Origin of the sequence: Acidicapsa dinghuensis (assembly GCF_025685685.1) — a bacterium.
Taxonomy (GTDB): domain Bacteria; phylum Acidobacteriota; class Terriglobia; order Terriglobales; family Acidobacteriaceae; genus Acidicapsa; species Acidicapsa dinghuensis.
The window spans coordinates 226,782-252,612 of the sequence record NZ_JAGSYH010000004.1 but is presented as its reverse complement, the minus strand read 5'-3'; the positions used below and the strand labels follow the sequence as shown (position 1 = coordinate 252,612).

Below are 25,831 nucleotides of genomic sequence, written 5' to 3'. Positions count from 1 at the left end.
GTAGAGCATGACTGGAGTACGGCTAACTAAATTCGAGATGCAGATCATGGAGACGCTTTGGGGAAAAGGCGAAGCCTCGATCCGGGAGATTCAGGAGTCGTTTCCGGAGAAGAAGCGTCCTGGCTACACGACGGTGCAGAAGATGGTGTATCGCCTGGAAGAGAAGAAGGTTCTTCATCGTGTGCGCAAGGTCGGCAACTTTCATATGTTCGCGGCGGCGGTGACACGCGAAGCCGCACAGGGGCGGTGGGTTGACGATCTTCTCGCAATATTTGGCGGCCAGACGCGGCCAGTAGTTGCTCATCTGATCGGGGCAGGCAAGCTGACTCTTGAAGACGTTGAGTTCGCGGAGCGGGCTCTGAAGCAAATCAAGTCGGGAGGCAAACCGGAATGATGGAAGGACTGACTGCAATTGCAGGACGAATTGCGCCTGCGATCGCCAATCACCTGTGGCAATCGACCGGCTTCGCGATTTTGATGTGGCTGCTGACTCTGCTGCTGAGGAAAGATCGGGCGCAGGCCCGGCATCTGTTGTGGCTTGCAGCTTCGGTTAAGTTTCTTTTCCCGTTTTCGCTTCTGGTCTGGTTGGGAACACTTTCGGGGAGCCTGCGGTCCAGTGCGCTGCCTGCAGGAACAGCCTTCACAGCGACTCTGAGTGCGGTGGGGCAGCCTTTTGCGGAGGGGCAACAGAATTCTGCTGTGGTCTACGCACCTGTACAGAGAAGTCATTCGGGCTCGCTGATGCCGGTACTTGCTCTAGTGTGGGTTTTAGGCGCGACAACAGTGGTTGTGATTTGGGCTTTGCGCTGCAGAAAAGCAGCAAGAACGCTCCGGAATGCGTGTCTGTCCGATAGTGGAATAGAAGTGGAGGCGCTTCGAAGGCTGGAGACAGCGATGGGATCGCGTCGGAGAATTCCACTGTTGCGGTCTATAGAGATGAGCGAACCCTGCATTGTCGGGATCATTCGCCCTGTGCTGCTGTGGCCTGAGCTCCTGACGGAGCGGCTCAGCCACGAGAATGTCGAGGCGATTGTTGCGCATGAACTGATGCATGTGCGGTGCCGGGACAATCTGACGGCGGCTATACATATGGCTGTGGAAGCGGTCTTCTGGTTTCATCCAATGGTGTGGTGGATTGGATCGCGGATGCTGGAGGAGCGTGAACGGGCATGCGATGAGGCCGCAGTGCAGCAGACCAGCAGGCCTGAAATTTATGCAGAGAGCCTGCTGACCGCGTGCAGGTTTTGTGTTGAATCGCCGGTGGCATGCATTTCAGGCATTACCGGTGCGGATCTGAAAGCGAGGATTCTGCGTATCATGTCCGATCAGGTTGATCGTAAGATGAGCATTCATCGGAAGATTGCATTGGTTGCGACGGCAATTGCGTGCGTAGGCGCTCCGCTGGCGTTTGGTATGTTTGGCATGGCGCCGGATAGCACTGTGCTTGCACAATCTGCTGTGCCGAATCTTCCGAAGTTTGATGTGGCATCGATCAAGCCGCATAAGGATGATCCCTCAGGCAACATGATGATGGGTGTGCGGTATACACCGGACGGTGTGACCATGTCCGGGATGTCGCTGGACATGCTGATACGAGGTGCCTTCGGTCTTTCTGAAGACCGCATACTGGGCGCGCCGGGCTGGACGAAGTCGGAGCGCTTCGACATCGATGCGAAGGTGGATGCGGCGGATGTGGCCGCACTCGGCAAGCTGAAGATGGAGGAACGCGGGGCGATGTTGCTGCCCCTGCTTGAAGATCGCTTTGGCCTGAAATATCACCATGAGACAAAAGAGCTGCAGGTGTATACGCTGGTGGTGGCCAAGGGTGGACCGAAGATGGCTGAGTCCAAGCCTGTGACAGGCGACGCCAAGGACATGCCGAAGTTGATGATGCGCATGTCGGGCGAGGGTGTGTCGCTGGAGGGCGGGGAAGTATCGATGGAGAGCCTGGCGCACACGATCAGCATGCAACTGGGAGCTACCGTAGTCGATAAAACCGGACTAACTGGCCACTATGACCTTGCGCTGCATTGGGTGCCCGAACAGGGCATGCGGATGGGGCCGAAAGGCCCAGAAGGTGGGCCAGAGCCAGGCGGAGGCTCGTCAACATCTCCTACAGGGCCCTCGCTTGTCACGGCAATTCAAGAACAGCTCGGGCTGAAGCTGGAGGCGAAGAAAGAGCCGGTGGATGTGATTGTGATCGATCAGGTTAGTCAACCTTCGCCGAATTAGTTGAAAGGCTGGAGACTGCGGATGCGCCGTTGGCAAGCGGTCGGAAATGGGATTGTGTGTCTGATGCTGGGTTGCTGGGCTTTGATTGCGACTGCGGCCGAGCACTATTCAGGCAAGGTGACGTCTGGCGGCATCGCGGTACCTGGCGCGACGGTGACGCTGACGCACGACGGGAAAAAATTAACCGCAGCGACAGATATCGGCGGCATTTACTACTTTGACGATGTGGCCGATGGCGAGTGGACGATCGATGTGGAGATGCAGGGTTTCGAGCCGCTGCATGCGACGCTGACGATCAATGCACAGACAGTCGCGGGCAACTGGCAGTTGGCGATTGAGAGCGTGGAGCAACTGACGGCTGGCTCGGTGCCTGCGCCTGCCGCAGGCGCAGGAGAAGCGCCGAGTGTTGCCACAGTGAAGAAGCCCGAGAGCATCAAGAAAGATGAAGGGGCCGCGAAAGAGGTTACCAAAGCTCCTGGAGAAAGCGAGCAGGCTCAGGATGGATTTCTGGTGAATGGGAGCCAGAATAATTCGGCGACTTCGCAGTTCACGATCGAGCGGGCGTTTGGTAATGCGCGCAGGAACGGAAGATCCCTGTACAACTTCGGATTTGTGACGTTTGTAGACAATTCCGGAATGGATGCGCGGCCTTATGCGGTAAGCGGTGTTACGGCGCCGAAGAGCGACTATACGCACGTGACAAGCGCGGTACAGTTTGGCGGCCCGCTGAATGTTCCGCATGTGATGCCGCATGGGCCTAATCTATTTGCGGCATATGTGTGGACGCGTGTGAGCAATGCCGCGATCAATACGGGTCTGGTACCGACGGCAGCTGAACGAAACGGCGATTTGTCGAGCTTGCCGGTAACGATTACGAATCCCTCGACAGGGCAGGCGTATGGAAATAATCAAGTGCCGGTGAGCCCGCAGGCTGCGACGCTGCTGGCGCTTTTTCCCATGCCGAATATTACGGGTACGCCGGCGTACAATTATCAGGCTGCGGTGCTGAACTCGGTGCATCAGGATACTGCGCAACTGCGGCTGGATAAGACGATCGGACACAGAGACCAGCTATTTGGTGGATTCAATCTGGAGAGCACGCGGGCAGGAAGCGAGAATCTCTTTGGTTTTGTGGATAAGACCGATGCGCTGGGCCTCAATTCGAATGTGCATTGGCAGCACCGGTTCAATCCACATCTCTTCGCGAATACGGGGTTCGAGTTCAGCCGACAGCGGATACAGATTGTGCCGGAGTTCGAGAACCATACGAACGTTTCAGGCGCTGCGGGAATTACGGGGAACGATCAGGACCCAACGAACTGGGGACCACCAGGGCTGAACTTTGTCAGTGGTCTGGCGGCTCTGAGTGATGCGAACAGCGCATTCAATCGCGATCGCACGGATAGTGTTTCGTTGACCGCGAGCTACTATCGCGGGCGGCATAACATTACAGCAGGCGGCGATTTCAGGCGTCAGGAAAACAATGAACTGGCGCAGCAGAATCCGCGTGGTGCATTTACATTCACTGGTGCGGCAACAGGATCGGATCTGGCGGATTTTCTGGTGGGTGTTCCCGACGCCAGTGCAATTGCTTTTGGCAATGCGGACAAGTATTTTCGCGAATCGGTGTATGACGCCTACGCAACCGACGATCTGCGCGTGAACTCGGCGCTGACGATCAACGCAGGGGTGCGCTGGGAATACGGAGCGCCGATGACAGAACTGTTCGGGCGGCTAGTCAATCTGGATATTGCTAGCGGCTTTACCGCGGCTGAGCCGGTATTGGGCAGCGATCCGGTTGGGCCGGTGACTGGAACGCACTATTCTTCATCGCTGATGCAGCCTGATCGCTCGGTGGTAGAGCCGCGTATCGGCTTTTCATGGAGACCGTTTGCGGCTTCATCCGTGATTGTGCGCGGTGGGTACGGCATCTATAGCGATACCTCGGTCTATCTGCGGATTGTGAACCAGATGGCGCAGCAGGCGCCGCTGTCAAAGAGTCTGAGCGTGGAGAACAGCGCATCGTGTCCGCTGACCCTGGCGAATGGATTCCAAAATTGCTCGTCGTTTACGAGCAGCACGTTTGCGGTAGACCCGCGGTTTCGCGTGGGCTATGCGCAGGTGTGGAATCTGATTGTGCAACGTGATTTGCCGTTTGCCTTGCAGGCGGTTGCAACCTATCGCGGCACAAAGGGGACGCATGGGCCGCAGGAGATGCTGCCAAACAGCTATCCTATCGGCGCTGCGAATCCATGCCCTGACTGTCCAGCGGGATTTCTATACGAAACTTCTGGGGGCAACTCAACGCGGCAAGAGGGGCAACTGCAAGTGCGGCGGCGATTGTTGAACGGATTTGAAGCATCGGCGACGTATACCTATTCGAAGTCGATTGACGACGAAGCATATCTGGGCGGCGCGGGACACTCGACGGCAAGCGGGCCGGGTACGGTGCCGTCTGCGAGTATTCCCTCGTCTGCGGCGATTGCGCAGAACTGGCTCGATGCGCGCGGGGAGCGGTCGCTGTCGAGCTTCGATCAGCGCCATCTGCTGAACTTGCAGGCGCAATATACGACCGGACAGGGGCTGCACGGCGGAACGCTGATGAGTGGATGGAAGGGGCGTGCTTTCAAGGAGTGGACGGTCACGACAACGATCGCATGGGGAACGGGAATGCCGGAGACGCCGGTGTACCCGGCGGTGACGCCTGGCACGGGATTTTCAGGAGAGATTCGTCCGGACAGGACGAGCGAGCCTTTATACAGTGGAGCTGCGGGGCTACATCTGAATCCCGCGGCGTATGAAGCGCCGCCGGCGGGTGCGTGGGGCGACGCAGGGCGCGATTCCATTACAGGGCCGGATCTTTTCACATTAGACAGTTCGCTGCAGCGCACGTTTCGTCCGCACGGGAAATGGTTTCTGGATGTGCGCGTGGACTCGACGAATACTCTGAATCATCCGGCGTTTTCCGGTTGGAACTCTGTCTTCGGCAATACGCAGTTTGGATTACCGGTATCCGCCAACGCGATGCGCAACCTGCAGGCAGTGCTGCGCGTGAGGTTCTAGCGATGCGAGACTTGATTGCTTCCGCGCTTCTTGTGGTCTCTGCTGTTGCTGGCGCGCAGCAGATTGGAACGAATGCGCCTGCAGGCGATCAGCAGAGCTATACGCTGACGGTGCAGTCGCAGCTCGTGGTGGAAGCGGTGGTGGTGAAGGACAAGCAGGGGAAGTTCGTTCATGGGTTGACGGCAAAGGATTTTGCACTGACTGAAGACGGCGCGCCGCAGACCGTGCGCTTTTGCGAACATCAGGACCTGAGCTCGCAAATGAAATCGCTGCCAGCGATGAAGGCCAGCGATGAAGACATCAAGATATACAACAGACTCGCGCGCACGCAGATTGCCCCGGAGTCGATGGAGAGCGATCGCTACAAGAATCATCGGCTGCTGGCCTTCTACTTCGATATGACGACGATGCCACCCGGCGACCAGCTACGCGCGCTCGGCGCAGCAGAGAAATTTATCCGCACGCAAATGACTGCAGCGGACATGATTGCGCTTCTGCGATATCAGGGTGGATCGGTGGACATTCTGCAGGACTTTACCAGCGATCGCAACCGGCTGTTGAGCATTCTGGAAACGATGGTTGTAGGCGAAGGCCAGAACTCGACGGATACGGTGGATGATTCAAGCAGTGCGGATACAGGATCAGCGTTTGGACAGGATGACAGTGAGTTCAACGTCTTCAATACGGACAGGCAACTCTCGGCGCTTGAGACGGCGGCGCGGTCGTTGGGCCGCGTAAACGAGAAGAAGGCGCTGCTGTATTTTGCAAGCGGGTTGCGGCTCAATGGCATCGACAATCAGGCGCAACTGCATGCGACGGTGGATGCGGCGGTGAAGGCAGGTGTGCAGTTCTGGCCGATCGATGCACGCGGGCTCGTGGCAGAGGCTCCGCTAGGCGATGCGACGCAAGGGTCGGCGGGAAGTTCGGCTCTCTATACAGGTGGAAGCGCTGGGGCTGTGCAAGCTAATTTCCAAAAATCGCAGGACACGCTATTTGCGCTAGCCGGTGATAGCGGTGGCAAGGCGCTGCTGGACAATAACGATTTGACAATGGGGATTGTGCAGGCACAGCAGGCTACGCAAGACTACTACATTCTCGGCTATTACACGACGAATACAGCAAAGAACGGGCGGTTCCGGCGCATCAAGATCTCATTGACAGACAAGACGGAAGCGGATTTGAGTTACCGCGAAGGCTACTACGCAGATAAGGAGTTTGCGAAATTCACTACCGTGGATAAGGAACGGCAGCTTGAAGATGCGCTGATGCTCGAAGATCCGATCACCGATCTGACGATTGCAATGGAGATCGATTACTTCCAGATCAATCGCGCAGAGTATTTTGTGCCGGTGATTGTGAAGATTCCAGGCCGCGAGCTGGCGCTGGCCAAGCGAGGGGGAGCGACACACACGCTTATCGATTTTGTAGGCGAGATTAAAGACATGGTTGGCGGCATCACAGTCACGAATGTGCGCGATCACGTAAACATCAAACTTTCGGATGCGACGGCGGCGGAGCTGGCACAGCGACCGATTGAATACGATTCAGGATTTACGCTGCTGCCAGGCAAGTACAAGATCAAATTTCTGGCGCGTGACGATGAGACAGGCCGTATTGGAACCTACGAGACGACGTTTACAATTCCGAACTTAAACCGCGTGCAGGATCGCGTGGCCATGAGCTCTGTGGTGCTGAGCAGCCAGAAGGTAGCGTTGAGCGACGCGCTTTACGATGCGACGAAGACAAAAGAACGTCAGAAAGACGAGGCCGCGAACCCGCTTGTGGACAACGGGCGCAAACTGGTTCCGAGCGTGACGCGCGTATTCAGTTCAGGCCGCGCGATCTATGTATATTTCCAGGCGTACAAGGAAGCAATGGAGCAGAGTCCGCAACCGGCATTTGCATTCGTGAGCCTGTATCAGGATGGCAAGAAGGTATATGAAACCAAGCCGGAGCGGCTTGCGCCGAGCGCCACGAGCAGGCTGGGTACGATGCCGATGTCGTTCAACCTCTCTGTGAATAGTCTTGAGCCAGGCAAGTACGATTGCCAGGTGACGGTTCTCGATCCCACAACGAAAAGGGCGAACTTCTGGCGTGCGCCGGTTCTGCTTGTGAAGTGAGTCGAAAAGAAGGCGCTGTTCAAGGCGTCACGCAACGAAAGCCGATGTTGGAGGCGGAGAACTGAGACGATCCCATAGTGAGCGGAAGTCGGTGTTTGATTCTGTAGACGATCTCTTGCGAGAACAGGCTACTTTTTCAGATCCCATTCTGGCTAAGATTGTCTTCCAAGCGGTCCAGATGAGGAAATACATTCTTCTCGATAGCCGGCCAGACGCGATAAAACGAGGGAATGTTATATACTTGACCAAAGATACGAATTGGGAATGTGCTCTAGAATTTTCCCCTGATGCGTGCGTGTGCCGCTAAAGTCGTAGATTTTTCCTTCCCATAGCTCCCGAGACTGTGAAACATTGGTGGCGCATTCCAACACTAATCAGTGTGAGTTCCCTATTTCAGCCTGTCCGCGAGCGTGTGCATGAGTTTGGATAAAAGAATAGCCCTCTATCAGCAGATTGAGGCTTACCGCAAGCGTCCGCTTATCGTCTATGTAACAAGCAAGAGGAAGGGCGTCGTGTCCATGATGTCCAGCGATGCAATTCCGTGCCTGATTGAGCAAATTGACAAATTGCCCCCCGAGACAAAGGAGGTTGATTTCCTGATTGTTAGTTTCGGAGGCGACCCTATGGTTGCTTGGCGCATCTCCTCTCTCTTGAGGCAACGCGTGGACAAAGTATCGGTGCTGATACCTCAAAGCGCATACAGCGCTGCGACTCTGGTAGCGCTTGGCGCAAACGAGATTATGATGCACCCAAATGGCAACTTGGGGCCAATTGATTTCCAGATAGTAATGGAAGATGCGAGCGGTCAATCGCGGTCGTATTCAACTGAAGACATTAGCGCATTCCTTGATTTTGTGCGGGAAAAACTGAAACTTACTGATCAGGAGCATATTCGAACGCTGTTCGAAAAAACCTGTCAGGAAGTGGGAAGCTTGGGCATAGGATTCACTGCACGCAGTTCGAAGCTTGCGGAGGACATGGGGGGAAATTTGCTCGCTGAACACATGAACTCTGGGGAAACGGGGCAAGCGAAAATCCACGCAATTATTGACCATATGAACCGCAAATTTCAATCGCATGGTTATCCCGTTAACCGAAAAGAAGCAAAAAACATCGGGCTAAATGTCCAATCGGATTCAACCCTGGATGCGTTGATGTGGCAAGCTTGGCTCTTACTTGAGGAGGAACTCAAGGAAAGAGAACCATTCGACCCTATCTGTGAATTACTGAACAGCTCCGAGGCCTCTAAGCTGCTGGCCCCGGTTCCGCAATTGGATGTTCCCCTCTGCGCAACGGCAACCGGTCATTACAACACAACCCTAAGCGATTTGAATAACGCCGTAACGTCCAAAGTCGAACCGGTCGATTATGGATATACAGACGCAATCGTTGAATCGCCTCGTGTGGCATTTGCGCATAAGGTCAAAGGGAAGATACTCTCTCATAGGACTCCAGACATGCAAATTCGGTATAATGTACTTGTCAAGTCTAGTGTCTGGGAGAATCTTCCGGTGCAGTCCCAGAGAAAGGAGAGGAAATCATCATGAACAATCTCAATCAGGGAGCACGACAACAGTGGGGAGCATTCCCATTAGATGTAACCTCTCCGCTGCCTTCGCAGCGTTTAGGTTCCTCCGGTAACAGGCAGGAATCTGATTACCGACCGATGGATCGTTCTCCACAAAAGCCGTCCACTCCTCCTCCTGCTTCTAAAGAGGCGGAGCCCTGTAAATAGTCAGCGAAAACAGAGGTCATTTAATACGCTCGGCTTCAATGGCCGAGCGTATGTGTTTAGGCTGTCAGGGTTTCGTATGTCAGCGGATCAGCCGTAATCATGTGCTGAAGCGTTTCAAGGAACAGTGTCTTGGAATGACGGCGATTGAAGCGGAACTGCATTTCCTCAAGGTAGGCCGGAAGGTGCTTGGCGTTGACCTTGTGCCAGCTTCCGATGATGCCGCGGTTGAGCAATGAAAATGCGCTTTCTATGCCATTCGTCGTAAGGTCGCCATCCACATAAACGCCGTTGCGATGATTGACAGTCTTGTGTGGGGTGTTGCCATGTCCAGCCTTGATGATAGCTGTGGGGTAAACCGGAAATTCATCGGTCATAATCACGTCTACGTCAGCCGAGACGTTCTCCTTGATGTACTTCGTCAACGTTCCGGTTTTCACATCTTCGGCCACAAAGAACCGTACATCTCCGCCGCGTTGCTTGATGCCGATGACGATCTCCTTATTGGCTTTGCTGCGACCGCGATGTTTCTTAATCTTGCCGCCGACATACGTTTCATCGATCTCTACAGTACCGTCCAGCATTTGCTTCTCAGCCGTCGCCATTGCCGCGCGGATACGGTGACACAGATACCACGCTGTTTTGTAGCTGATACCCAAGGTGCGTTTGATCTGGTTCGCGCTCATGCCTTTCTTGGACTCGCAGAGCAGGTACACGGCTGTTAGCCACTTGATAAGCGGGAGATGCGAATCATGGAAAATCGTATTGGCTGTGACCGTGAACTGGTAGTCGCAATCTTTGCAATACAGAATCTTGGCGTTCGTGATCAGACGGATGGCCGATCCTTTGCAGCGTGGGCACTCGGGGCCGTTCGGCCACTTCAGGCGCTCCAACATTTCACGGCACCGATCATCACTTGAAAACGTCGTGCAAAGGTCGATAATGGTCATAGGGAGCGCTCCACGCATGAACGAGACGAGCAAACAGACGGAACTAAAGAAGGTTCCAACCCGCAAACTGCTGGCTTCTCTGAAACAGGACATTCGCAAGCAATTGCGACCCTCCGCATCTGCAAGCAAGCCCAAGAAAAAGTAGCGTTTAGCTCATCCATGAGACGAGCATCGCTCTATCTATTACTTTTGTCAAATATATAATCTTCAAACGAGGCTCGCCGTATGGCCCGCGCAGCCTGCAAATATCCACGTTGGGCGAGTTCAGTACTATCCCGGGACTACTAATAAACAGGTCATAGGTGAGTTCAAACAGGGTCTGCAAAGATTCTATCTGGAGTTCTGTAAGAATAAGGGCATGGTGAGGGCTCAGTTCGTCACGAATCTGACCGACCGCGACTTCTGCCGGCCGAGGATGATCATCCTCGGCAAATTGCATAGCTTCGGCAATATGAAGTTGTTACCAAGATGGATAGAGCGGCTGTACTCTTGTACCGATTGCTAATGAACCGTAGGCGGGAGCTGAGGTTCTAAAGAGGTCCAATGCAAATAGGCCACGCCAACAGGTTGGGTTTAATCACCTTGCCGATTCAAGGTGCGGGTGACCTGCACCCCTGGATCCGTACAGAAGTGATTAGGATTTCTGGAAGCGGAGGGGGAAGAAGATGGGAAGGAGCAGGCATACGGAGGCGCAGATCATCGCTGCGCTGAAGCAGGTCGAGGCGGCGCGCAAATCCAAGTTGTCGAAAAACCGGCTAGTCGGAAAAGTGATCGTTGCAAATCGACGCGTCCGACTTTGTGCAGCCACTGACGCGCCCGGATCAATGTAAATCTTGGAGAAACTTAGGACAATTCTTGCTCTCAGGACGGTCGTGTGTGCCAAATGTGTGCCGGAGTCGATCGGTTCGACGGCAGGATCTTTCGGACGACTATAAGGCGCCGGCGGCGATATTGCCTATGGATTTTCCATAATCACTGATAAAATAGAAACATGAATGAGCGCGCCGAAAAAGTGCGGGTTTCCTCAAAGAAGTTTGTGTTGGGGAGCAAGAGCTTCGCGGCCATCTCGGCGGTAGAAGGATTGAAGCTCCATTCTGGGAGTGAGGAACGTCTAGAACGAACGGCTTCTCTCCCGCAAGCGCAGCGGCGTGCAGAGACGATCCGCGCCTTCGCAGGCGCGCGGAAGCGCGGATGAACATTGAAGGCTATGACGCCTTCGATGACCCGTATTGCTATCCTGGCACGACCGTTCTCAAGAATCTCCTTAACATCCAAGACCAAGACACGCTTGATGCCTTCGAGATAGAGATCTCAACGCTCCGTGCGGAGGAGCCTCTGCCAGAAGGCATCTTCGATACAGTCCACTATCGAGCTGTGCATCATCATCTTTTTCAGGATGTTTACGATTGGGCGGGCCAGTATCGTACAGTACGAACATCGAAGGGCGGCAACTTCTTCTGCTATCAGGAGTACATTCCCGCGCAGATGGACGCGCTCTTTCAAGGACTACGTGGCGGGGAAGCCTTTGTTGAACTGACTTCGAGTGCATTTCTTCAGGAGATCGCTCGCTTTTTGGGAGAACTCAATGCTATTCATCCTTTTCGTGAAGGAAATGGACGCTCTCAGATGGCATTCATTGGTCTGATCGGAGCAAACGTCAATCATCCCTTTGCCTTTGAGCGTCTGGATCGAACCACGTTCCTGCCGGCGATGATTGCCAGTTATTTCGGCAACCGGGAGCCCCTGATCGTCGAGCTTGGAAATCTTCTGATCTAAGTCGATCAGCGTTGCAGGAACTTCTTAGCCCGATCGATACGTCCCCGCAGTTCGTCCTGGAAGTGGGGATCGTTGCGCCGATTCTCGACATGCGCTGTGATGGCGGCACGGATCACTTCTGCGACGGGCCGTTGTTCGACCGTGGCTACAGTTTCCAGAGCCTCGGCTTGGTCAGCGGACAATCGAATCGTCATTGCCTTAGAAGGCTTCATAAAAGCATCCTCTCTCAGACTATTTGACTTGTCAATACCACGGTTGTTTGATACCGTGGTATCACGGTGCAGGAGGCGCCGACAGATGCCCGAAGGAATCGATCAGGAGCTGGAGGAATTCAAGCGTAAACAGGCCAAAGAACTTGAGGAGTTCGAGCGACAGCGGCATGAGCGGCTTGAGAAATTTGAAGTGCGCGAACAAGAAGCACTGCGCGCTTTTGAGAAGAAGGAAGCATCTGAGGTACATGCCTTCGAAGTGGAGGCTAAACGGGAGTTTGTGATCAAGATTGACCGCCAAGACTATCACGTCCATCAACGAAGCATGACGGGGAGCGAACTGCGGAACCTGCCAAAACCGCCCATTGGACCCGATCGGGACCTTTTTGAGGTAGTGCCGGGCGGATCGGACAGAAAAATCGAGGATACAGAGGTCGTAAAGATGCGGGATGGGCTTCGCTTCTTCACCGCGCCGGCGCGGATCAACCCTGGAGCGCGCCGATAAGGAGAGAAGCAATGTTGCCGCAAAGCGATATAGATGCGTTAACTGCACGATCGTTAGAACATGCCGTTTCTACAGCAGGTGGGATTACCTGCATTGTTATTCGGAACTACCCGATTCCCCCTGGATTAAATTGCCGTGTCGCGGATCTGCTGCTTCGACTATCAGCAGGCTATCCAGATGTTCCGCCGGACATGTGGTGGTTTAGCCCTGCGATTGGCCGTCCTGACGGCCGTTTGATCGCGGCGACGCAGCAGATCGAGTCGCATTTGGGACGCCAATGGCAGCGGTGGTCGCGGCATCTGCCAGCTGGCGCTTGGAAATCTGGCATTGATTCGCTCGAAAGTTATCTTGCTTTGGTCAAACGTGAACTGGAATCCGCTGCAAACCTGAGGGCCGCATAATGATAACCCTCGTCCTGACTACGCAACTAATGGAAGAGCTTTCGCAAGCAGCCCAAGGGGAGCTGGAAGTCGCGGGAGTTTTATTGGTACGGGTGCTGGAGGCGTCTGATGGCAGTCGGAGGCTCTTGGGTCGTGCAGTGAGGTGGGTTCCCGAACATGAATATATCAAGCAAGAGACATACGGATTAGTGATTCCGTCAACCGGCTATGTCGCGGCCTTGGCTCACGCAGAAAAGGACGGAGACACCGCCATTTGGTTCCACACGCACCCAGGTTGGAACGGCACTCCTATTCCGAGCCGTCACGACCATGAAGTGGATCGCCAAATAGCTGATCTCTTCCGAATTCGGACCGGCAGTTCTTTCTACGGTACCTTGATCGTTTCCCCACGCCCTGAAGGATGTGTATTCACCGGAACTCTCCAGCACGAGACTGACCCCGCGGAGCCGATAGAACGCCTTTGGGTCGTCGGTGACCGATGGAAGCTCGTTTCATCCCTCGATTCTGATACCGAAACTATGCCTGCTATTTTTGATCGCAATATCCGTGCGTTCGGACCCGCTATGCAACAAGCCCTGAGCGACCTTCGGGTGGCCATCGTCGGGTGCGGCGGAACAGGATCTTCAGTTGCCGAACAATTAGTACGCCTCGGGGTACGTAAGTTCACGCTGATTGACGGTGACACTGTATCCGAATCCAATGTGACCCGCCTTTACGGATCAACTTTAGACGATGTAGGCAAACCGAAGGTTGAGGTGGTTGGGTCTCATCTTAGACGTATCGCTCCCGATGCACACTGCACCACGATCGACAGCATGATTACTCTGCTGCCAGCGGCGTTCAGCCTGACGTCAGCCGATCTGATCTTTGGATGCACTGACGATAATGCCGGACGGCTGGTCCTTTCCCGGCTCTCCTCATATCTCCTGACTCCCGTTCTTGATGTCGGAGTGCTGCTCAGCAGCGTAGAAGACGGAACATTATCTGACATCAACGGACGCATCACTGTGCTGTCCCCCGGTTCAGCATGTTTAGTGTGCCGCGATCGCATCGACTTACAGCGAGCGTCAGCCGAACTGATGGACCCAGAGGAACGTCATCGATTACAGGACGAAGGATACGCGCCGGCGCTGGGCGCAATTGAGCCGGCAGTGGTGGCATTCACAACCGCTGTTGCTGCAGCGGCGGTCGCAGAAATGATCGAACGGCTTGTTGGTTATGGACCTGTACCACGGCCGAGTGAGGTTCTCCTGAGGTTTCATGAACGAGAAGTCTCGACGAACTCTCGGCCTTCTCGGGATCGGCATTACTGTCATATGGATTCGAATAAATGGGGCTGGGGCGCTGGCTCACCATTCCTGGAGCAGACATGGCCAGACGTATAAAACTCGCTTGGTGGACCCGCCTTACCTCTCGGCCTTGGCGGATCGTCGCTGAAATAGAATCGGCGGATGAGATTCCAGCTACGCTTCCAAAAAATGGCGCAGTGCTCGTTGTTGCACGCAAAAAACACAAGTGGATTGCTTTTGACTGTCCATGCCATTTGCATCACCGCATTCTTTTGAATCTTGACACAACGCGGTATCCTCATTGGCGAGTGAGCTTTGGTAAGAAAAAACGACTGACGATTTCTCCAAGCGTGAATTCTTCCGATTCTGGAGTGTATTGCCACTACTTCATTCGGGAAGGCAAGGTCTTATGGGCGAAGGATTGAACGGTCAAGATCAGCAGGAACCAACGCAACCCCAGGGAAGCGTTAACGGCCAGTCGGCGCCTAACTATCGCAAGACGCCGATGTACATGGCTATCAACGCGCCACGCTATCAGCGTCAGCAGCTCATTCGCGAACTCGAAAAACAAACAGGTCGTACACTTTTGTGCTACATCTGCGGCGAAAAAGGTGAAATAAATCGAAACGATGCTCTAGGCATCGTTGAGCTCTTACATAACGTTCAGCCAGGCGCGTCGATCGACTTGATGCTCCATACTTTCGGCGGGGATGTTGATGCCGCAGAAAAACTCATCAATATGTTGCGGGCCGCGGTTGTTCCAACGGCTTCCTTGCGTGTAATTGTTACTGATGCCGCAAAGAGCGCTGGCACATTGATGGCGCTTGGAGCGGATGAGATCGTGATGAGTGACACATCTGAACTCGGGACGATTGATCCACAGCTTGAACTAAAGGACGGAAAAGGCAACACAATCGTTCATTCTGTATTGAGTTACCTCGACGCCTTTGATGCCATTGCGACTGAATTGAGAAATGCTCCTGATGATCCTGTATTCAAGATTCAATTGGAGAGTTTCGATCCGACGGTTCTTCGGACCTTTGACGCTGTGCGAACCCGTGCGAAGACTCTTGCTGAGAACCTGTTGAAGCGTGTTGGATTGAACTATACCGCCATCGCTGCTGCCCTGATGGACACGAAGCGATTTCCTTCCCATAGCCAAATGATCGGCTATGAAACTGCGAAAGAAATTGGCTTGAATGTCACTTATATGCCCAGCGAAGACGCGACTTGGCAGCGTTATTGGGAGCTTTATTGTCATCTGCGTCTTGCAGTGATTGGCAAAGAGAAACTTTTTGAGTCGGCTAGAGCCTCATTACCTCTCGATATCTAGTCGGGAAACCGTTCACCTTGCGAGGAACGAAAACGCCTTGACGATGTCCTCTGCATTGGGAATTGTCTTTGATCTTAGTTCTGAAAGTTGCGCCTGGATCTTCGGAATGGCGTCCCCTTCATCAATCGCTTCCACCAATGCCTTATTCGCATCACTAAATAGCCCGTCCCTCTGCAATTCCATCCAACGTAGTGCGAAAGAAGTGGCGTCTTGGTCGGAGACAGAGATAAATACGTCGAAGGCATCGCGAGGACGTTTTTGACTAGGGTACCTGCAGCCTTGCTCGCGATGCAGGTTTCGACCGAGGGGAACCGGACCGTTGGGAGATCCTCATGGAATCGAAACGGAGTGTACTTGAAAACTGCCTCCATAGCGGGCGTGTAGATTGATTGAAGTCGTCCCTTCCCGCCGACAATATTCAGTTCTTCTCCTTGATTTGTCTCGTTGAGAAAATCGACATGAAAAACCAAATCCTCAGCATTCACACGCATGATCCGATGGGCTTGAACCGGTTCTTGACTGCCCTTAAATATCCATTCCCCAGAAGGCGTTCCGCAGCCAGGGTAAAGCTGCCATCCTCCAAACTCGTCGAATGAAGAAGAATATCCGCGTCGAAAGTTCCTGGATGCCCGAATAAGTGTCTATGAAATAAGTACGGTACCCAGCCACCGACGACGACAAATTCGACACCACACTCATCAAGAACGCTGGTTGCATCTTTGAGAAGTGCAAGAGCGGCGGTTTGATCAGAACTGTATTCAGGCTGGGGGTGAACTGGTGGTTTCATCGGTAACGCCCCTGTGTCCGGCCTGCCCAGTATTTCGGGCCGGCGAGAGAGTTTGTGTAGCTCAGCACTGGAGGGACCTGCGCCTGATTCTATTATCCCCTGAATTGATTGAAACCACGGCGTACGCGAGGCACAGCTGCCTCTGCCAAGAATTGGCTTTTGTTCACGATTAGTGGTGGGGATACTGACGAGGGTTCAGTACCTCGCATTTCGACAAGCTCAATGCGCGGCTGCTGCCATACTCGGTCACGCTCGACCTGCCGGACGAGTACCCGGCCAAGTGTGGCATCGAAAAGTACGCTTAGTTACCTGGTGGACATGACCGTGAGCTAGCCGTCAATACCCTTGACGAGCTCTGACACTGAAACACCGAGCCCCTTGGCAAGAGCCACGAGATTGTTGAGGCAGATTTCTCGCGCACCCCGCTCGATGTCGGAAATGTGAACTTCGTGCACACCCGAGTGTTCGGCGAGATCGATCTGCCGCCAACCCTTTTCTCTTCTGATTTTTCTAATCCGCTGGCCAAGCCGGACAGAGACTGTCGCCTTCATCCTTTAAGAATGAAATTTGTGTATCCACTAAATTTAGTGTATACACTAATCTGCGAGCATTTTAGCCAACTACTGAACACACGTTACCCTCTCCTGAAAGGCGACGATATGGCTGCCTCTAAACACACCGGCGCGAGCGCCCGCGACACAAGTCCTTTCTTTTTAGAGCTTTTCCGTGACCGCTCTGAGAAGGACGAACGGGAACGCCTTTGGCACACCGCCATGGCACACGCCGGCGAAGGCACGCCTCCTCTGCGATTTCCAGTCTATGAGTGCCTCTATCTGATCAATGTGCATTCGCAGAAGCTCGTTGACCTGCTGGAAGAGGTCTCGAATCGCTTTGGCGTCGAACACGAATCCGTGGCCTACTACCAGTCGCTGATTCAGTGTGTCCGGGCCGGCGCAAGCCAGGACATCGTTTCGTTTATGAACGATGTCGAACTCACAGAGGAATGGCTCTTTGAGAGGCTGCGAGTAAACGAGGAGAGGAAGTTCCGAGATCCCGAAGACGCCTACCTCGAAGTCCAACGACAGGAGGCTGAGCGCAAAGAACAACGGCTACGCCGCGGGTACAGTTTCTGGAGGAGTCCCAACCGGACGAACAGCCCTAAGTTAGGCTGTACACGAGCAAGAGAACCTGACCGAGATTCAGCTTAGTTGTCTCCCAGCTTCGGACCCCACGAAAACGAGGTCTACTCCAATGGAGTGTGGAATTACGCAACCAGCAGCTTTTCCACCTTCACTGCGGCTTAGTCCTAGATTGAAGGCAAAATGTGGGAATAGCGCCCTAGCGTGATGGAGTTGCCTGCGTGTCCTAACTAATCAGATTCAATGAAAGATATCGAGCAAGGCCTGAGCTGACCAAACGCATCAGAGATCAACGGCCGGCCAGAGATGACACGATGCGGAGAATAGGGTTCATAATATCCGCATGTTGTGCGGAGATTAGGCTTGCATTTGCAAAGTCGAATCGAGCGAAAGACCGGCTCGTGCGATAGAAGGATTGCGACCGACCGAAGATCAGCCTCGTTCAATTGGTGTGTGGCGATACCAGCGCGGACGACTCGCACAATCTCAGCATCACTGATAGATGAGTCAGCAAATTGAACCAAATTGACGGTTGGCGCACGGGCATCTGTGTAGCAGTTGAGATCATCGAGTGTTAGCTGTGTCCGAGCGAAAACTGGTTTGAATTGAGCAGAGCAGCGTGTATATCTCCATCTGTGTTGATTTTCGAAGGCAGGCAAACGAGTGGTTCGACCAAGACAGTATCTTGCATGGTTCATTCCTTTGTGAATTGAAGTTGACTGATTGTTACTTGTGTCAATCCTTGCAAAGGAGGAACTGAACGTCAACGTAAATTATTGAAAATATATAACTTAAAAACCAAGTTCGGGTTGAAGATTCAATCAAAACCTAGTTGAAAATCCTCAAAATGGGCTGTTTTTCAGTGGGCAGCATTGGGCTACTCTTTCGTCGGCAACTTGCCATACGGAAGGGAGAAGCAATGCACAGTTCGACTTTCAAGAAAGAGTGTATTGAGTGTCATCATATGTTAGAAGGAAGGATCGACTTCGAAGCCAAGGGAGCTAAATCGATCCTACATTTATGTCCCAATTGTCACAGACATGTGCCGGGGCTCCCACCCGGCAACGGTCTTTGGTTGGCAGATTCGGAATGAGGAGCTTGTTTGGATGAATCTGGCTGATGCCATCTGAGAACAAGACGGCGTTTGGCCGTTCGATATTCTTCTGCCTGAGTTCCCAGAACGCCTTTCTCGCCGTAATGATCGATCCAAAACAACACAAATCAGCAAGACACTTTATGCCCCACCCAAAGAGCGGAATGAGCGCGACAATAGCGGCGATTTTCTGATGATCGATGGTGGGCAAGTAGCTCTCTCCCTGTGCGCAGTCTGGGCTGAAATTCCTAGTTCGCGCAAATTTGAATCGAAGAATTTCAGCTTGTCGAAACCAGTGCGCCGTGACCTGTCAGAGTTATGTACACGGTTCGACTATGCACTACAAATCATTTGGAGAGGGAGCGTTAACGGCCAGAGGAGCTAGAGCGAAAGCGACAGTTTGCCTTGAATTTCACCGCTTGCTGCCTGTGCCGGACTCGCGTTCAATCCGTTTTATACTTTTGGGATGAACACAGAACAGATAATCACTGCACTCAAAGAAGAACGGCAGCGCATCGACCAAGCTCTCCAGATACTCACAGGCCATGCTTCTACACAACCGGAATCTAGTACCGTTGTGCAGAAGCCACGTAAGAGGCGGAACATGACACCTGAAGGCAGAGCACGGATTGCGGCGGCCGTTAAAAGGCGCTGGGCTATCCAGAAAAAGGCAGGGAAGTAGAGAGCGAATGTAGCTCCCTTCAATGTTTGCAGGGGGAGAGCGATAGTGGTTGCATTTTCCCCGCTTACCGTCCTAAGCTCATCGTCGGGCCCCAAATGCTTCGCTCTACCTGGTTTAACTTCGTGGTTCGCTGCAAACATTGCAACGAAAATTTTCCCGCTTCCCTTGATGCTTTGCGGTTGTGGCGGATGAATATCCAGTGCCCGCTCTGTGGCTGGTACCAACGATGCCGACGTAGGGATATTTTTCAAGGGCGGTTATCGCAGAAGCTAGGACCGAAACTGGTATCGACCGTAGATCCCTAGCTGTTTGGCGTATAGCAAGGACACATTTTTCAACCGAATGCGGAAACCAGCGATGCTCAATCATTTGCACTAAGAGACTTCAGCTTTGTTACCAACTCAGGCGGGGGAAATGGTTTTTGGAGAATGTCAAAGTCATATCCTCGGGCTTGACCAATCAGTTCGCCTACATCCATAAGGGCCGTTAAAATCAGAACTTTCGTAGAGGGCGATAGAGTCTTGGTGCGCAAGGCGAGGTCGATGCCGTTCATCTTTGGCATAAGAACATCGGCGATTAACACATCGGGCGGGTTCGATTTAGCAGCCGAAAGAGCCTCAAGCGGGTCCGAAAATCCCATGCACTCGAATCCCGATTCGCCCAGAATCTCTGTAAGCGTCGAGGCTATTGCCGTGTGGTCATCGACGACGAAAATGAGGGGCCGGCGATTCGAAGACACAGTGTCATTATAGTTCAGCCTCTTCCAGCGACCTTAAGGTCTGTTGCGCGAGTCGCATGGATGCCGAGGCTGCATTCCGGATGCGATTCGAACACTTATAAGTGCTCAATCTGACGGTTGGTTAAACCCACAACTGTTTCATTTTGGACAGATTGATGGACCTTCTGCGCACGATACTCAAGTCGCACTTCTCTGACCAGCTTCTCGTTAACCCTCTCTGATTTCCACATCCCCCATCCCCTGGCGTTCGATTTACCCATTGCAGGAGTCGTTGCCATGACTGAAATGAGAATCTTGGTTGTCGATGACCATAAGGCACATGCCGAAGGTCTCGCTGAATTGCTATCGATCCGTGGCTATGCAGCATGGTATGGAGCGGATGCAGAAACGACGTTGGCCGACTTGGACAAGCTCTATGTTGACGTGATCCTTTCGGACGTAAATCTACCCGGCATGAGTGGTTATGAGCTTTGCCGACGCATAAGGGCAACGTCGAAATTCGACCACGTTGCATTCATATTCCATACAGCGTCGCAGGATATTTCTGGCAAGCTGCACGGAGGCGATGCGTTTCTCACATATCCAATCGGTATAGGTGATTTGACCACCGTAATCACCGGCTGCGTTGCGCCTAGAACTCCCGATAGGACGTTGGATACGGTCGTCCTTCTTGCCGGTGCAGCCTGCGACCGGCCCAGTGATTTAGCACAAAGCGTATATTAAAGACACATTCGCTTCTTAGAGCCGCCCTTGCAAAGTGCCGTGCTCCTCTTTCAACCGGATGCGGAAAGAGGGGATGCCATGCTAGGCCGCCATCGACTCAACACTCCCTTACTCGCGATGTTTGCCGGTGCTGATGGGCATGAAGCCATCACCATCCCTACCGGTGCTGTTCTTGATCTGACCGCCAAGAAGTTCAACGGTGACAGGCTAATGGAAGTGATCTGGGACGACCGAAAGCTCCTGATGTTCACTGAAGACCTAAAAAACACCACTGTTCCCGTCTGACTGAAGAGCAATGCGTATGGTTGGCAAGCTCCGCCTCACCAAACCGACCTTTGGCGTCGCCGCAGAGACAGGTCTTGCAACGGCAGTACCGGCAGGGCAAATTGTCGAAATACCGATTGCCGCGCGTAAGGGTGACCGTACCGTAGACGTTCTTTGGAACGGGAAAAAAGTGATGATGTTCGTGAGCGACCTTCGGGACCGTTCACAACCCATTGATTCCAGAATTGAGTAGGAAAGTAATGCTGCTTAAGAAATAGATCAGAGCTTTCGTCGCAAACATTCCGCGATCACATATCCGACCAACGCATTAAGGCCAATGACCTAAACTTGAAATGATGAAGACCAGCATCAAGTTCTACGAAGCGTGGGGGAAAATTCATCCACTACATAAGCTCGCTGTCCAAGACGCAATTGCGATTGGCATTCTTACTGCGTTCACGCTGCTCATGTTTGGGCTAGTGGGCCTGTATTACAGCGCCTACAATCGCTATCGTGCATCACTCGGATTGCCAACCGACAACACCCCGGTCATCACTCTTCCAACGATGAGGCATCATTGATTGGTGCTACCTAAAACCTGCCCGCTACACAACTTACATTCCTTAAAATAACTGTCACGGCAGAGGTCGATGTTGATTGGGTAGAAACCTAATCGGATACGACCTTTCATTCATCGATCACAGCGGAACCTCAAGGTTGTAATAAGGCACACAACAGTCACACTGAGCACCGGCGAGACCAGGTTTTATCAGGGTCCGAGAGGGGTGTTATTGATCGCTGCGTGTCAGCTCTTCCTTCAGCATGAGAAATGGCGTTATGGAAGTCAGCGTGGTTTATCGTTCCCTATTCGAGGTCGAAAACCCATCACGCGATCTGACCTACTTGTCCGAGATGCGCGTTTTACGTCAACTTGACGGGACACGGATCGATGGATCTTGATCGCTTCGCCGTACCGAATCACTTCAAATACTTCGACCGCGTGATTTGGCGCACGTTGGGTCAGCGTTGCCGGTCACTCGCTCAGAAGCCGTTTTTTGTATCGGTGAGTGAGTTGGTGATGAGTAGATCGGCTACCTGGATCGAGGTGGCCATTTTCGTTCGGCAACCAGTTTGGGAACTACTTGTTCCTTCGGTTCGTACGAGAACCGCACTCTGCGCCATTGCCCGTTGAGGGGCACCCTGGGGACAACTTCCGGCTGGCAAGAATGAACGATCGAGTACAGGGATAGAATCTGTCTGCGAACCGACTGATGCTGGCTCAAATCTGCCTGCAAATACTTAAGCATTCCAAGGTGAGTTTTTCTCTTCTTTTGGATATGAGTCTGCGCTATCTTTAGACATTCTCCCGCGTCCATTTCGCGGACATATTCCTCGCTCTACTCCAACCAAGTCCAGTGAGGCCGCAACATGTCTAAAGCGATTCCCCCCGCGAGGAAGAAGGCCGCGCCGAAATCTTCACGAAGCGAGTTTCAAGAGGACGATTCGCCTCAGCCACAACCGACCACTCTCCGGTCTGTTTCCGATCAGCGCAGCACGAAGGCACAGGCGAAAAGGACCGCTCTCTATAGTGGCCTTTTTCTGGTGCCGGTGCTGGCATTGGTGGCGTGGCTGCAGCCCCCGCGGCCGGGTTTTCTTCCACGTGAACCTTTCGCTTGGGCGATGAGCTGGTTCTTCTATCCCTATGAGGTGAACCCGTGGTACCGGCCCCCTATACGCGGATTCTATATTCGATCCGTGACAGTTGTTCCGGGTACTAACGGGAAGGAAGTTTTGGCACTCGCGGGACACAATGAGATCCTGCGCACAACCGATAGCGGAGAGCACTGGACTCCTGAATGGTTCGAGCCAGCGGGTGAGTTCACTTCCATTTCGTTTGCTGATCATCAGCACGGGTGGATCGAAGTGTCAGCTCCTTCGGTAGAACTCAGAGTGACGAGTGACGGCGGGAAGACTTGGCGGGCACTCCCAAATACGCCGGATACGGCAGTGGGAAGCATACAGTTCTTCGATAACCGGCGCGGAGTGGGAGTTAACGGCACGGGTGGGCTTGCCGTATTGATGAATGTTCCTATCGGTGACATTGTCTCGACTCAAGATGGCGGGACCACATGGAGTAAGGTGTCGAATCCTTTTTCAGGTGGTAATGGGAATTCGATTGTTGCGTTTTCCGATGCGACGTTCGAGCAAGGTTGCACTGTGTATGACTTTAACTTGTCGCACATTACCTGTCTCAATCAAGGAAAATGGGCGGCAGCCAAGATGAATCAGCTTTTGTTCTATCTTTACGGAATCTCGTTTTCAGCTCCGAACGAAGCATGGGCGGTCGGGGATAACGGCACTCTGATTCACACCACGGACGGAGGCACAAGCTGGGTTTCGCAGGGCTCGGGGACAATGGAGCATCTGAGGGGAGTTTCTTTCGCGGACAAGTCGAACGGGTGGATTGTAGGGACCGGTGGGACGATTCTGCACACGACGGACGGAGGAACCACGTGGAAACCTCAAGAATCCGCGCCGTACCGTCGTTACGCGGCACCCTGGTTCTTCGCGTCGATGGTGTTCTTCATCCCTCTCTTCGTGTGGTCCACATCACCGGAGCGCCGGCCCAAAGCGATGGTCGATGACATAGTCTCCGCAGACGCTCCGATAGAGAGCCTAGACGATGACAGGTTGGGGCAGAAGGCACTGGTGGAGCGACTGACGAATTATTTGACGAACCCAAACACCGAGCCACCACTGGTCATCTCATTACAGGCGCGGTGGGGAATGGGCAAGAGCTCCGTGATGCGGATGCTGCAGGCAAATCTCAAGAGAAATCGCGTGGCAGTGACGGTGTGGTTCAACGCCTGGCATCACCAGCGTGAAGATCTGCTTCTTGCATATCTTCTAGAGACCGTGCAAAGGCAGGCGGTACCCCAGTGGTTGAGCGCAACGGGAGTGAGCTTTCGGCTAGACCTGATTCGGGTGAGGATGTTCGACCCGGCGCGACGGGACAGGCTGGCTCTTGTGCTGTTGGCAACAGGATTTCTAGCGCTGCGGGTTGCGATGCCGTCGCTGTTTCCATCGGCAGGTTGGGGGAGCTGGCTTACAAAGGCTGGGTACGTGGCCATCGCGGGTGTCTTTCTCGGTCTGGGAAAGGCTTTCAAGAGTAATCCCGAAAAACTCATAGAAAACGCCGGCGGCTTCCTGGTGGACACGTTCAAAGAGGCATTAAAGCTACCATCGCTTGTAGGGAAGTCAGATGTGCGGCAGGAGTTTGCTGAGAATCTCAAGGACGTTGCGGAAGCGCTCAAGCCCCAAAGGCTGGTGATCTTTCTGGATGATCTTGACCGCTGCCGGCCCGAGCAAGTCGTCCAGATCCTAGAGGCAATCAACTTCCTCAGCTCCGTGGCTCCGGTGTTTGTAGTGGTAGGTGCTGATTACAGCAAGGTAGAAACGTTGGTTGCGAAGCAGTTTGAGGAATTGGCGCTACTGGAAGCGGAGAACAAAAGGGTTGAGAGAGAGGAGAAGGTCGACAATCAGGAAGTAAATCGGGTACATCTCCGCGTAGCGTATGCACGGGATTACCTAAAGAAAATTGTGAACGTGCGGCTGAATCTTAAGGCGCCTACTGCTGAGCACTTTGCAGACATGATGGAAAGGCCGCGGATCGTGAAAGCAGAAGCTGGAATGCTTCCGCGATATGGACGAATGCTAGCGACCCTTACGCTTCCGGTACTATTGGTCTTCGCCGCGGTTCTTTGGACCTCTCGGGCCAGCACGTCGAAACCGGCGGCCACGGTGGCAGTTGGGAAGGCAGAAACTGATGGTACCGGGCAACCGCAGCAGGTGGCTGCTGGTGTCACGAATCGACAAACGGCACCCACGCAAGACCGGGCCAACTCGACGCTTCCGTTCCCCAATCGCGCCAGCGAAGGCGGGCCGTCAAACAGCTATGATGGCTGGCTCGGGCGGAATGCGATGTTAATTGGCATCCCATCGATGTTGATGTTGCTGGCTCTTGTTGCGAGGCTCACCCGGCCTGCGAACCTGGATCAGGCGACAGAGGACCCACGCTTTACGAGAGCTCTGGTTCATCATACGAAGGCAATCTTCGACTTATATCAGAGTCCGCGAGAAGTGCGCCGTCTATTGAACTATCTGCGGCTTGTGGCCGCGAAATCAGGTCAGGGTGAAATCGATCAAGGACAAAAGTTGCGTGATCAGCACGCGGACTTCGATGAGGTTTTGGTAGGTTTGGCCCTGGGGGGTGCGAACGCTCCCGCCCTGGCCGCATGGGAGATTCGGAAATACTACAAAGACCAGTGCGGGATATTCGGACTGGATCCACAAACATTCCTGCCCAGGGAGAATGGCTCAGACGAATCGGCTGATCATTCAGTGGACGCAGGTGGTTCGACGATTCAAGTCGGCGCAACAGGCAATAGCCATGTCTCCGCATTGGAATGAGGCAAGATAGAATTCGGCACTGCTAGGCTGCCCTGCGCCGTGCTTTTGTTCAGTTCAGGTCTCATTGTGGCCGCTGAAATCGTCATATCGGAAGTCATATTGTTTGTTTCTATAACGTCGAAGACGGCCGACGCGGACTCTCTCCCTTGTTAGGGTAGAGGGGATCCGCGATCCACCTTGACGGGAAGTCGCCTGCTCGTCCACATGGTTTCCAACGAGAGCTTAGCTTGCCGTTCGCGTCGCTTTTGGACTCGTAGCCAACGCTCAATCTCAACTGTGCGTACTGCTTGATGTCCAGCGTGCCCCAATATGGTCGTATGCATT

General features: G+C 53.5%; 22 protein-coding genes. 18 read left to right on the top strand and 4 right to left on the bottom strand.

Going from position 1 to position 25,831, the window contains the following annotated elements; all coding sequences use genetic code 11:
- The first annotated feature begins 7 nt into the window (after positions 1 to 7).
- From OHL22_RS12070 to OHL22_RS12050, 5 genes are all read left to right on the top strand, one after another.
- Positions 8 to 394, top strand: coding sequence for a BlaI/MecI/CopY family transcriptional regulator (locus OHL22_RS12070; RefSeq protein WP_263337429.1), 387 nt, complete (start codon positions 8 to 10; stop codon positions 392 to 394).
- Positions 391 to 2,232: a M56 family metallopeptidase gene (locus OHL22_RS12065; protein ID WP_263337428.1), complete on the top strand. Its 1,842-nt coding sequence runs from the start codon at positions 391 to 393 to the stop codon at positions 2,230 to 2,232. Before OHL22_RS12070 ends, OHL22_RS12065 begins: the two co-directional genes overlap by 4 nt.
- Before the next feature lie 21 nt (positions 2,233 to 2,253).
- Positions 2,254 to 5,295, top strand: coding sequence for a carboxypeptidase regulatory-like domain-containing protein (locus OHL22_RS12060; RefSeq protein ID WP_263337427.1), 3,042 nt, complete (start codon positions 2,254 to 2,256; stop codon positions 5,293 to 5,295).
- A 2-nt stretch (positions 5,296 to 5,297) separates the two neighbouring features.
- Positions 5,298 to 7,415, top strand: a complete 2,118-nt coding sequence (locus OHL22_RS12055) for a VWA domain-containing protein (protein WP_263337425.1) — start codon at positions 5,298 to 5,300, stop codon at positions 7,413 to 7,415.
- 416 nt (positions 7,416 to 7,831) lie between these two features.
- Complete coding sequence (locus OHL22_RS12050; protein ID WP_263337423.1) at positions 7,832 to 8,962, top strand: SDH family Clp fold serine proteinase; 1,131 nt, start codon at positions 7,832 to 7,834, stop codon at positions 8,960 to 8,962.
- Positions 8,963 to 9,206: 244 nt separating this feature from the next.
- Here OHL22_RS12050 and OHL22_RS12045 read toward each other — a convergent pair whose 3' ends face one another.
- Positions 9,207 to 10,097 carry an IS1595 family transposase gene (locus tag OHL22_RS12045; RefSeq protein WP_263337422.1) on the bottom strand — a complete coding sequence of 297 codons (891 nt, stop codon included), beginning with the start codon at positions 10,095 to 10,097 and terminating at the stop codon, positions 9,207 to 9,209.
- Between the two features lie 16 nt (positions 10,098 to 10,113).
- Here OHL22_RS12045 and OHL22_RS12040 point away from each other — a divergent pair, with 16 nt between their 5' ends.
- Complete coding sequence (locus tag OHL22_RS12040) at positions 10,114 to 10,242, top strand: hypothetical protein (protein WP_263337421.1); 129 nt, start codon at positions 10,114 to 10,116, stop codon at positions 10,240 to 10,242.
- Between the two features lie 1,046 nt (positions 10,243 to 11,288).
- Positions 11,289 to 11,873 carry a Fic/DOC family protein gene (locus OHL22_RS12035; protein WP_263337419.1) on the top strand — a complete coding sequence of 195 codons (585 nt, stop codon included), beginning with the start codon at positions 11,289 to 11,291 and terminating at the stop codon, positions 11,871 to 11,873.
- 5 nt (positions 11,874 to 11,878) lie between these two features.
- Here OHL22_RS12035 and OHL22_RS12030 read toward each other — a convergent pair whose 3' ends face one another.
- Positions 11,879 to 12,085: a ribbon-helix-helix domain-containing protein gene (locus OHL22_RS12030; RefSeq protein ID WP_263337418.1), complete on the bottom strand. Its 207-nt coding sequence runs from the start codon at positions 12,083 to 12,085 to the stop codon at positions 11,879 to 11,881.
- Between the two features lie 85 nt (positions 12,086 to 12,170).
- Here OHL22_RS12030 and OHL22_RS12025 point away from each other — a divergent pair, with 85 nt between their 5' ends.
- Genes OHL22_RS12025 through OHL22_RS12005 form a run of 5 tightly spaced genes read left to right on the top strand, consistent with a single transcriptional unit; the run spans position 12,171 to position 15,610 of the window.
- Positions 12,171 to 12,587 carry a multiubiquitin domain-containing protein gene (locus OHL22_RS12025; protein ID WP_263337416.1) on the top strand — a complete coding sequence of 139 codons (417 nt, stop codon included), beginning with the start codon at positions 12,171 to 12,173 and terminating at the stop codon, positions 12,585 to 12,587.
- Positions 12,588 to 12,598: 11 nt separating this feature from the next.
- Positions 12,599 to 12,988: an E2/UBC family protein gene (locus tag OHL22_RS12020; protein ID WP_263337414.1), complete on the top strand. Its 390-nt coding sequence runs from the start codon at positions 12,599 to 12,601 to the stop codon at positions 12,986 to 12,988.
- The gene (locus OHL22_RS12015; protein WP_263337408.1) at positions 12,988 to 14,373 is read left to right on the top strand and encodes a ThiF family adenylyltransferase; all 1,386 of its coding nucleotides are present in this window, start codon (positions 12,988 to 12,990) and stop codon (positions 14,371 to 14,373) included. The genes OHL22_RS12020 and OHL22_RS12015 overlap by 1 nt, the downstream gene beginning before the upstream one ends.
- Positions 14,358 to 14,702 carry a DUF6527 family protein gene (locus tag OHL22_RS12010; RefSeq protein WP_263337407.1) on the top strand — a complete coding sequence of 115 codons (345 nt, stop codon included), beginning with the start codon at positions 14,358 to 14,360 and terminating at the stop codon, positions 14,700 to 14,702. Before OHL22_RS12015 ends, OHL22_RS12010 begins: the two co-directional genes overlap by 16 nt.
- Positions 14,687 to 15,610, top strand: coding sequence for an SDH family Clp fold serine proteinase (locus OHL22_RS12005; protein ID WP_263337406.1), 924 nt, complete (start codon positions 14,687 to 14,689; stop codon positions 15,608 to 15,610). The genes OHL22_RS12010 and OHL22_RS12005 overlap by 16 nt, the downstream gene beginning before the upstream one ends.
- Before the next feature lie 1,116 nt (positions 15,611 to 16,726).
- Here OHL22_RS12005 and OHL22_RS12000 read toward each other — a convergent pair.
- Entirely contained in the window at positions 16,727 to 16,948 is a 222-nt protein-coding gene (locus OHL22_RS12000) for a helix-turn-helix domain-containing protein (protein WP_263337405.1), read from the bottom strand.
- A 108-nt stretch (positions 16,949 to 17,056) separates the two neighbouring features.
- Between OHL22_RS12000 and OHL22_RS11995 the strand changes: the two genes are divergently transcribed.
- Positions 17,057 to 17,605, top strand: a complete 549-nt coding sequence (locus OHL22_RS11995) for a hypothetical protein (RefSeq protein WP_263337404.1) — start codon at positions 17,057 to 17,059, stop codon at positions 17,603 to 17,605.
- 2,067 nt (positions 17,606 to 19,672) lie between these two features.
- On the opposite strand, the gene OHL22_RS11990 is transcribed toward OHL22_RS11995, so the two are convergent.
- Positions 19,673 to 20,050 (bottom strand): response regulator, encoded by a 378-nt coding sequence (locus tag OHL22_RS11990; protein ID WP_263337403.1) that lies wholly within the window; start codon positions 20,048 to 20,050, stop codon positions 19,673 to 19,675.
- A 276-nt stretch (positions 20,051 to 20,326) separates the two neighbouring features.
- On the opposite strand from OHL22_RS11990, the gene OHL22_RS11985 reads away from it, so the two are divergent.
- From OHL22_RS11985 to OHL22_RS11965, 5 genes are all read left to right on the top strand, one after another.
- Positions 20,327 to 20,773 carry a response regulator gene (locus OHL22_RS11985; protein ID WP_263337402.1) on the top strand — a complete coding sequence of 149 codons (447 nt, stop codon included), beginning with the start codon at positions 20,327 to 20,329 and terminating at the stop codon, positions 20,771 to 20,773.
- A 78-nt stretch (positions 20,774 to 20,851) separates the two neighbouring features.
- A complete protein-coding gene (locus tag OHL22_RS11980) occupies positions 20,852 to 21,058 on the top strand; it encodes a hypothetical protein (protein ID WP_263337401.1) in 207 nt (68 codons plus the stop codon).
- A gap of 16 nt (positions 21,059 to 21,074) precedes the next feature.
- Entirely contained in the window at positions 21,075 to 21,290 is a 216-nt protein-coding gene (locus tag OHL22_RS11975; protein ID WP_263337400.1) for a hypothetical protein, read from the top strand.
- 103 nt (positions 21,291 to 21,393) lie between these two features.
- The gene (locus OHL22_RS11970) at positions 21,394 to 21,618 is read left to right on the top strand and encodes a hypothetical protein (RefSeq protein WP_263337398.1); all 225 of its coding nucleotides are present in this window, start codon (positions 21,394 to 21,396) and stop codon (positions 21,616 to 21,618) included.
- A gap of 847 nt (positions 21,619 to 22,465) precedes the next feature.
- Entirely contained in the window at positions 22,466 to 25,507 is a 3,042-nt protein-coding gene (locus tag OHL22_RS11965) for a P-loop NTPase fold protein (protein WP_263337397.1), read from the top strand.
- Positions 25,508 to 25,831 lie beyond the last annotated feature (324 nt).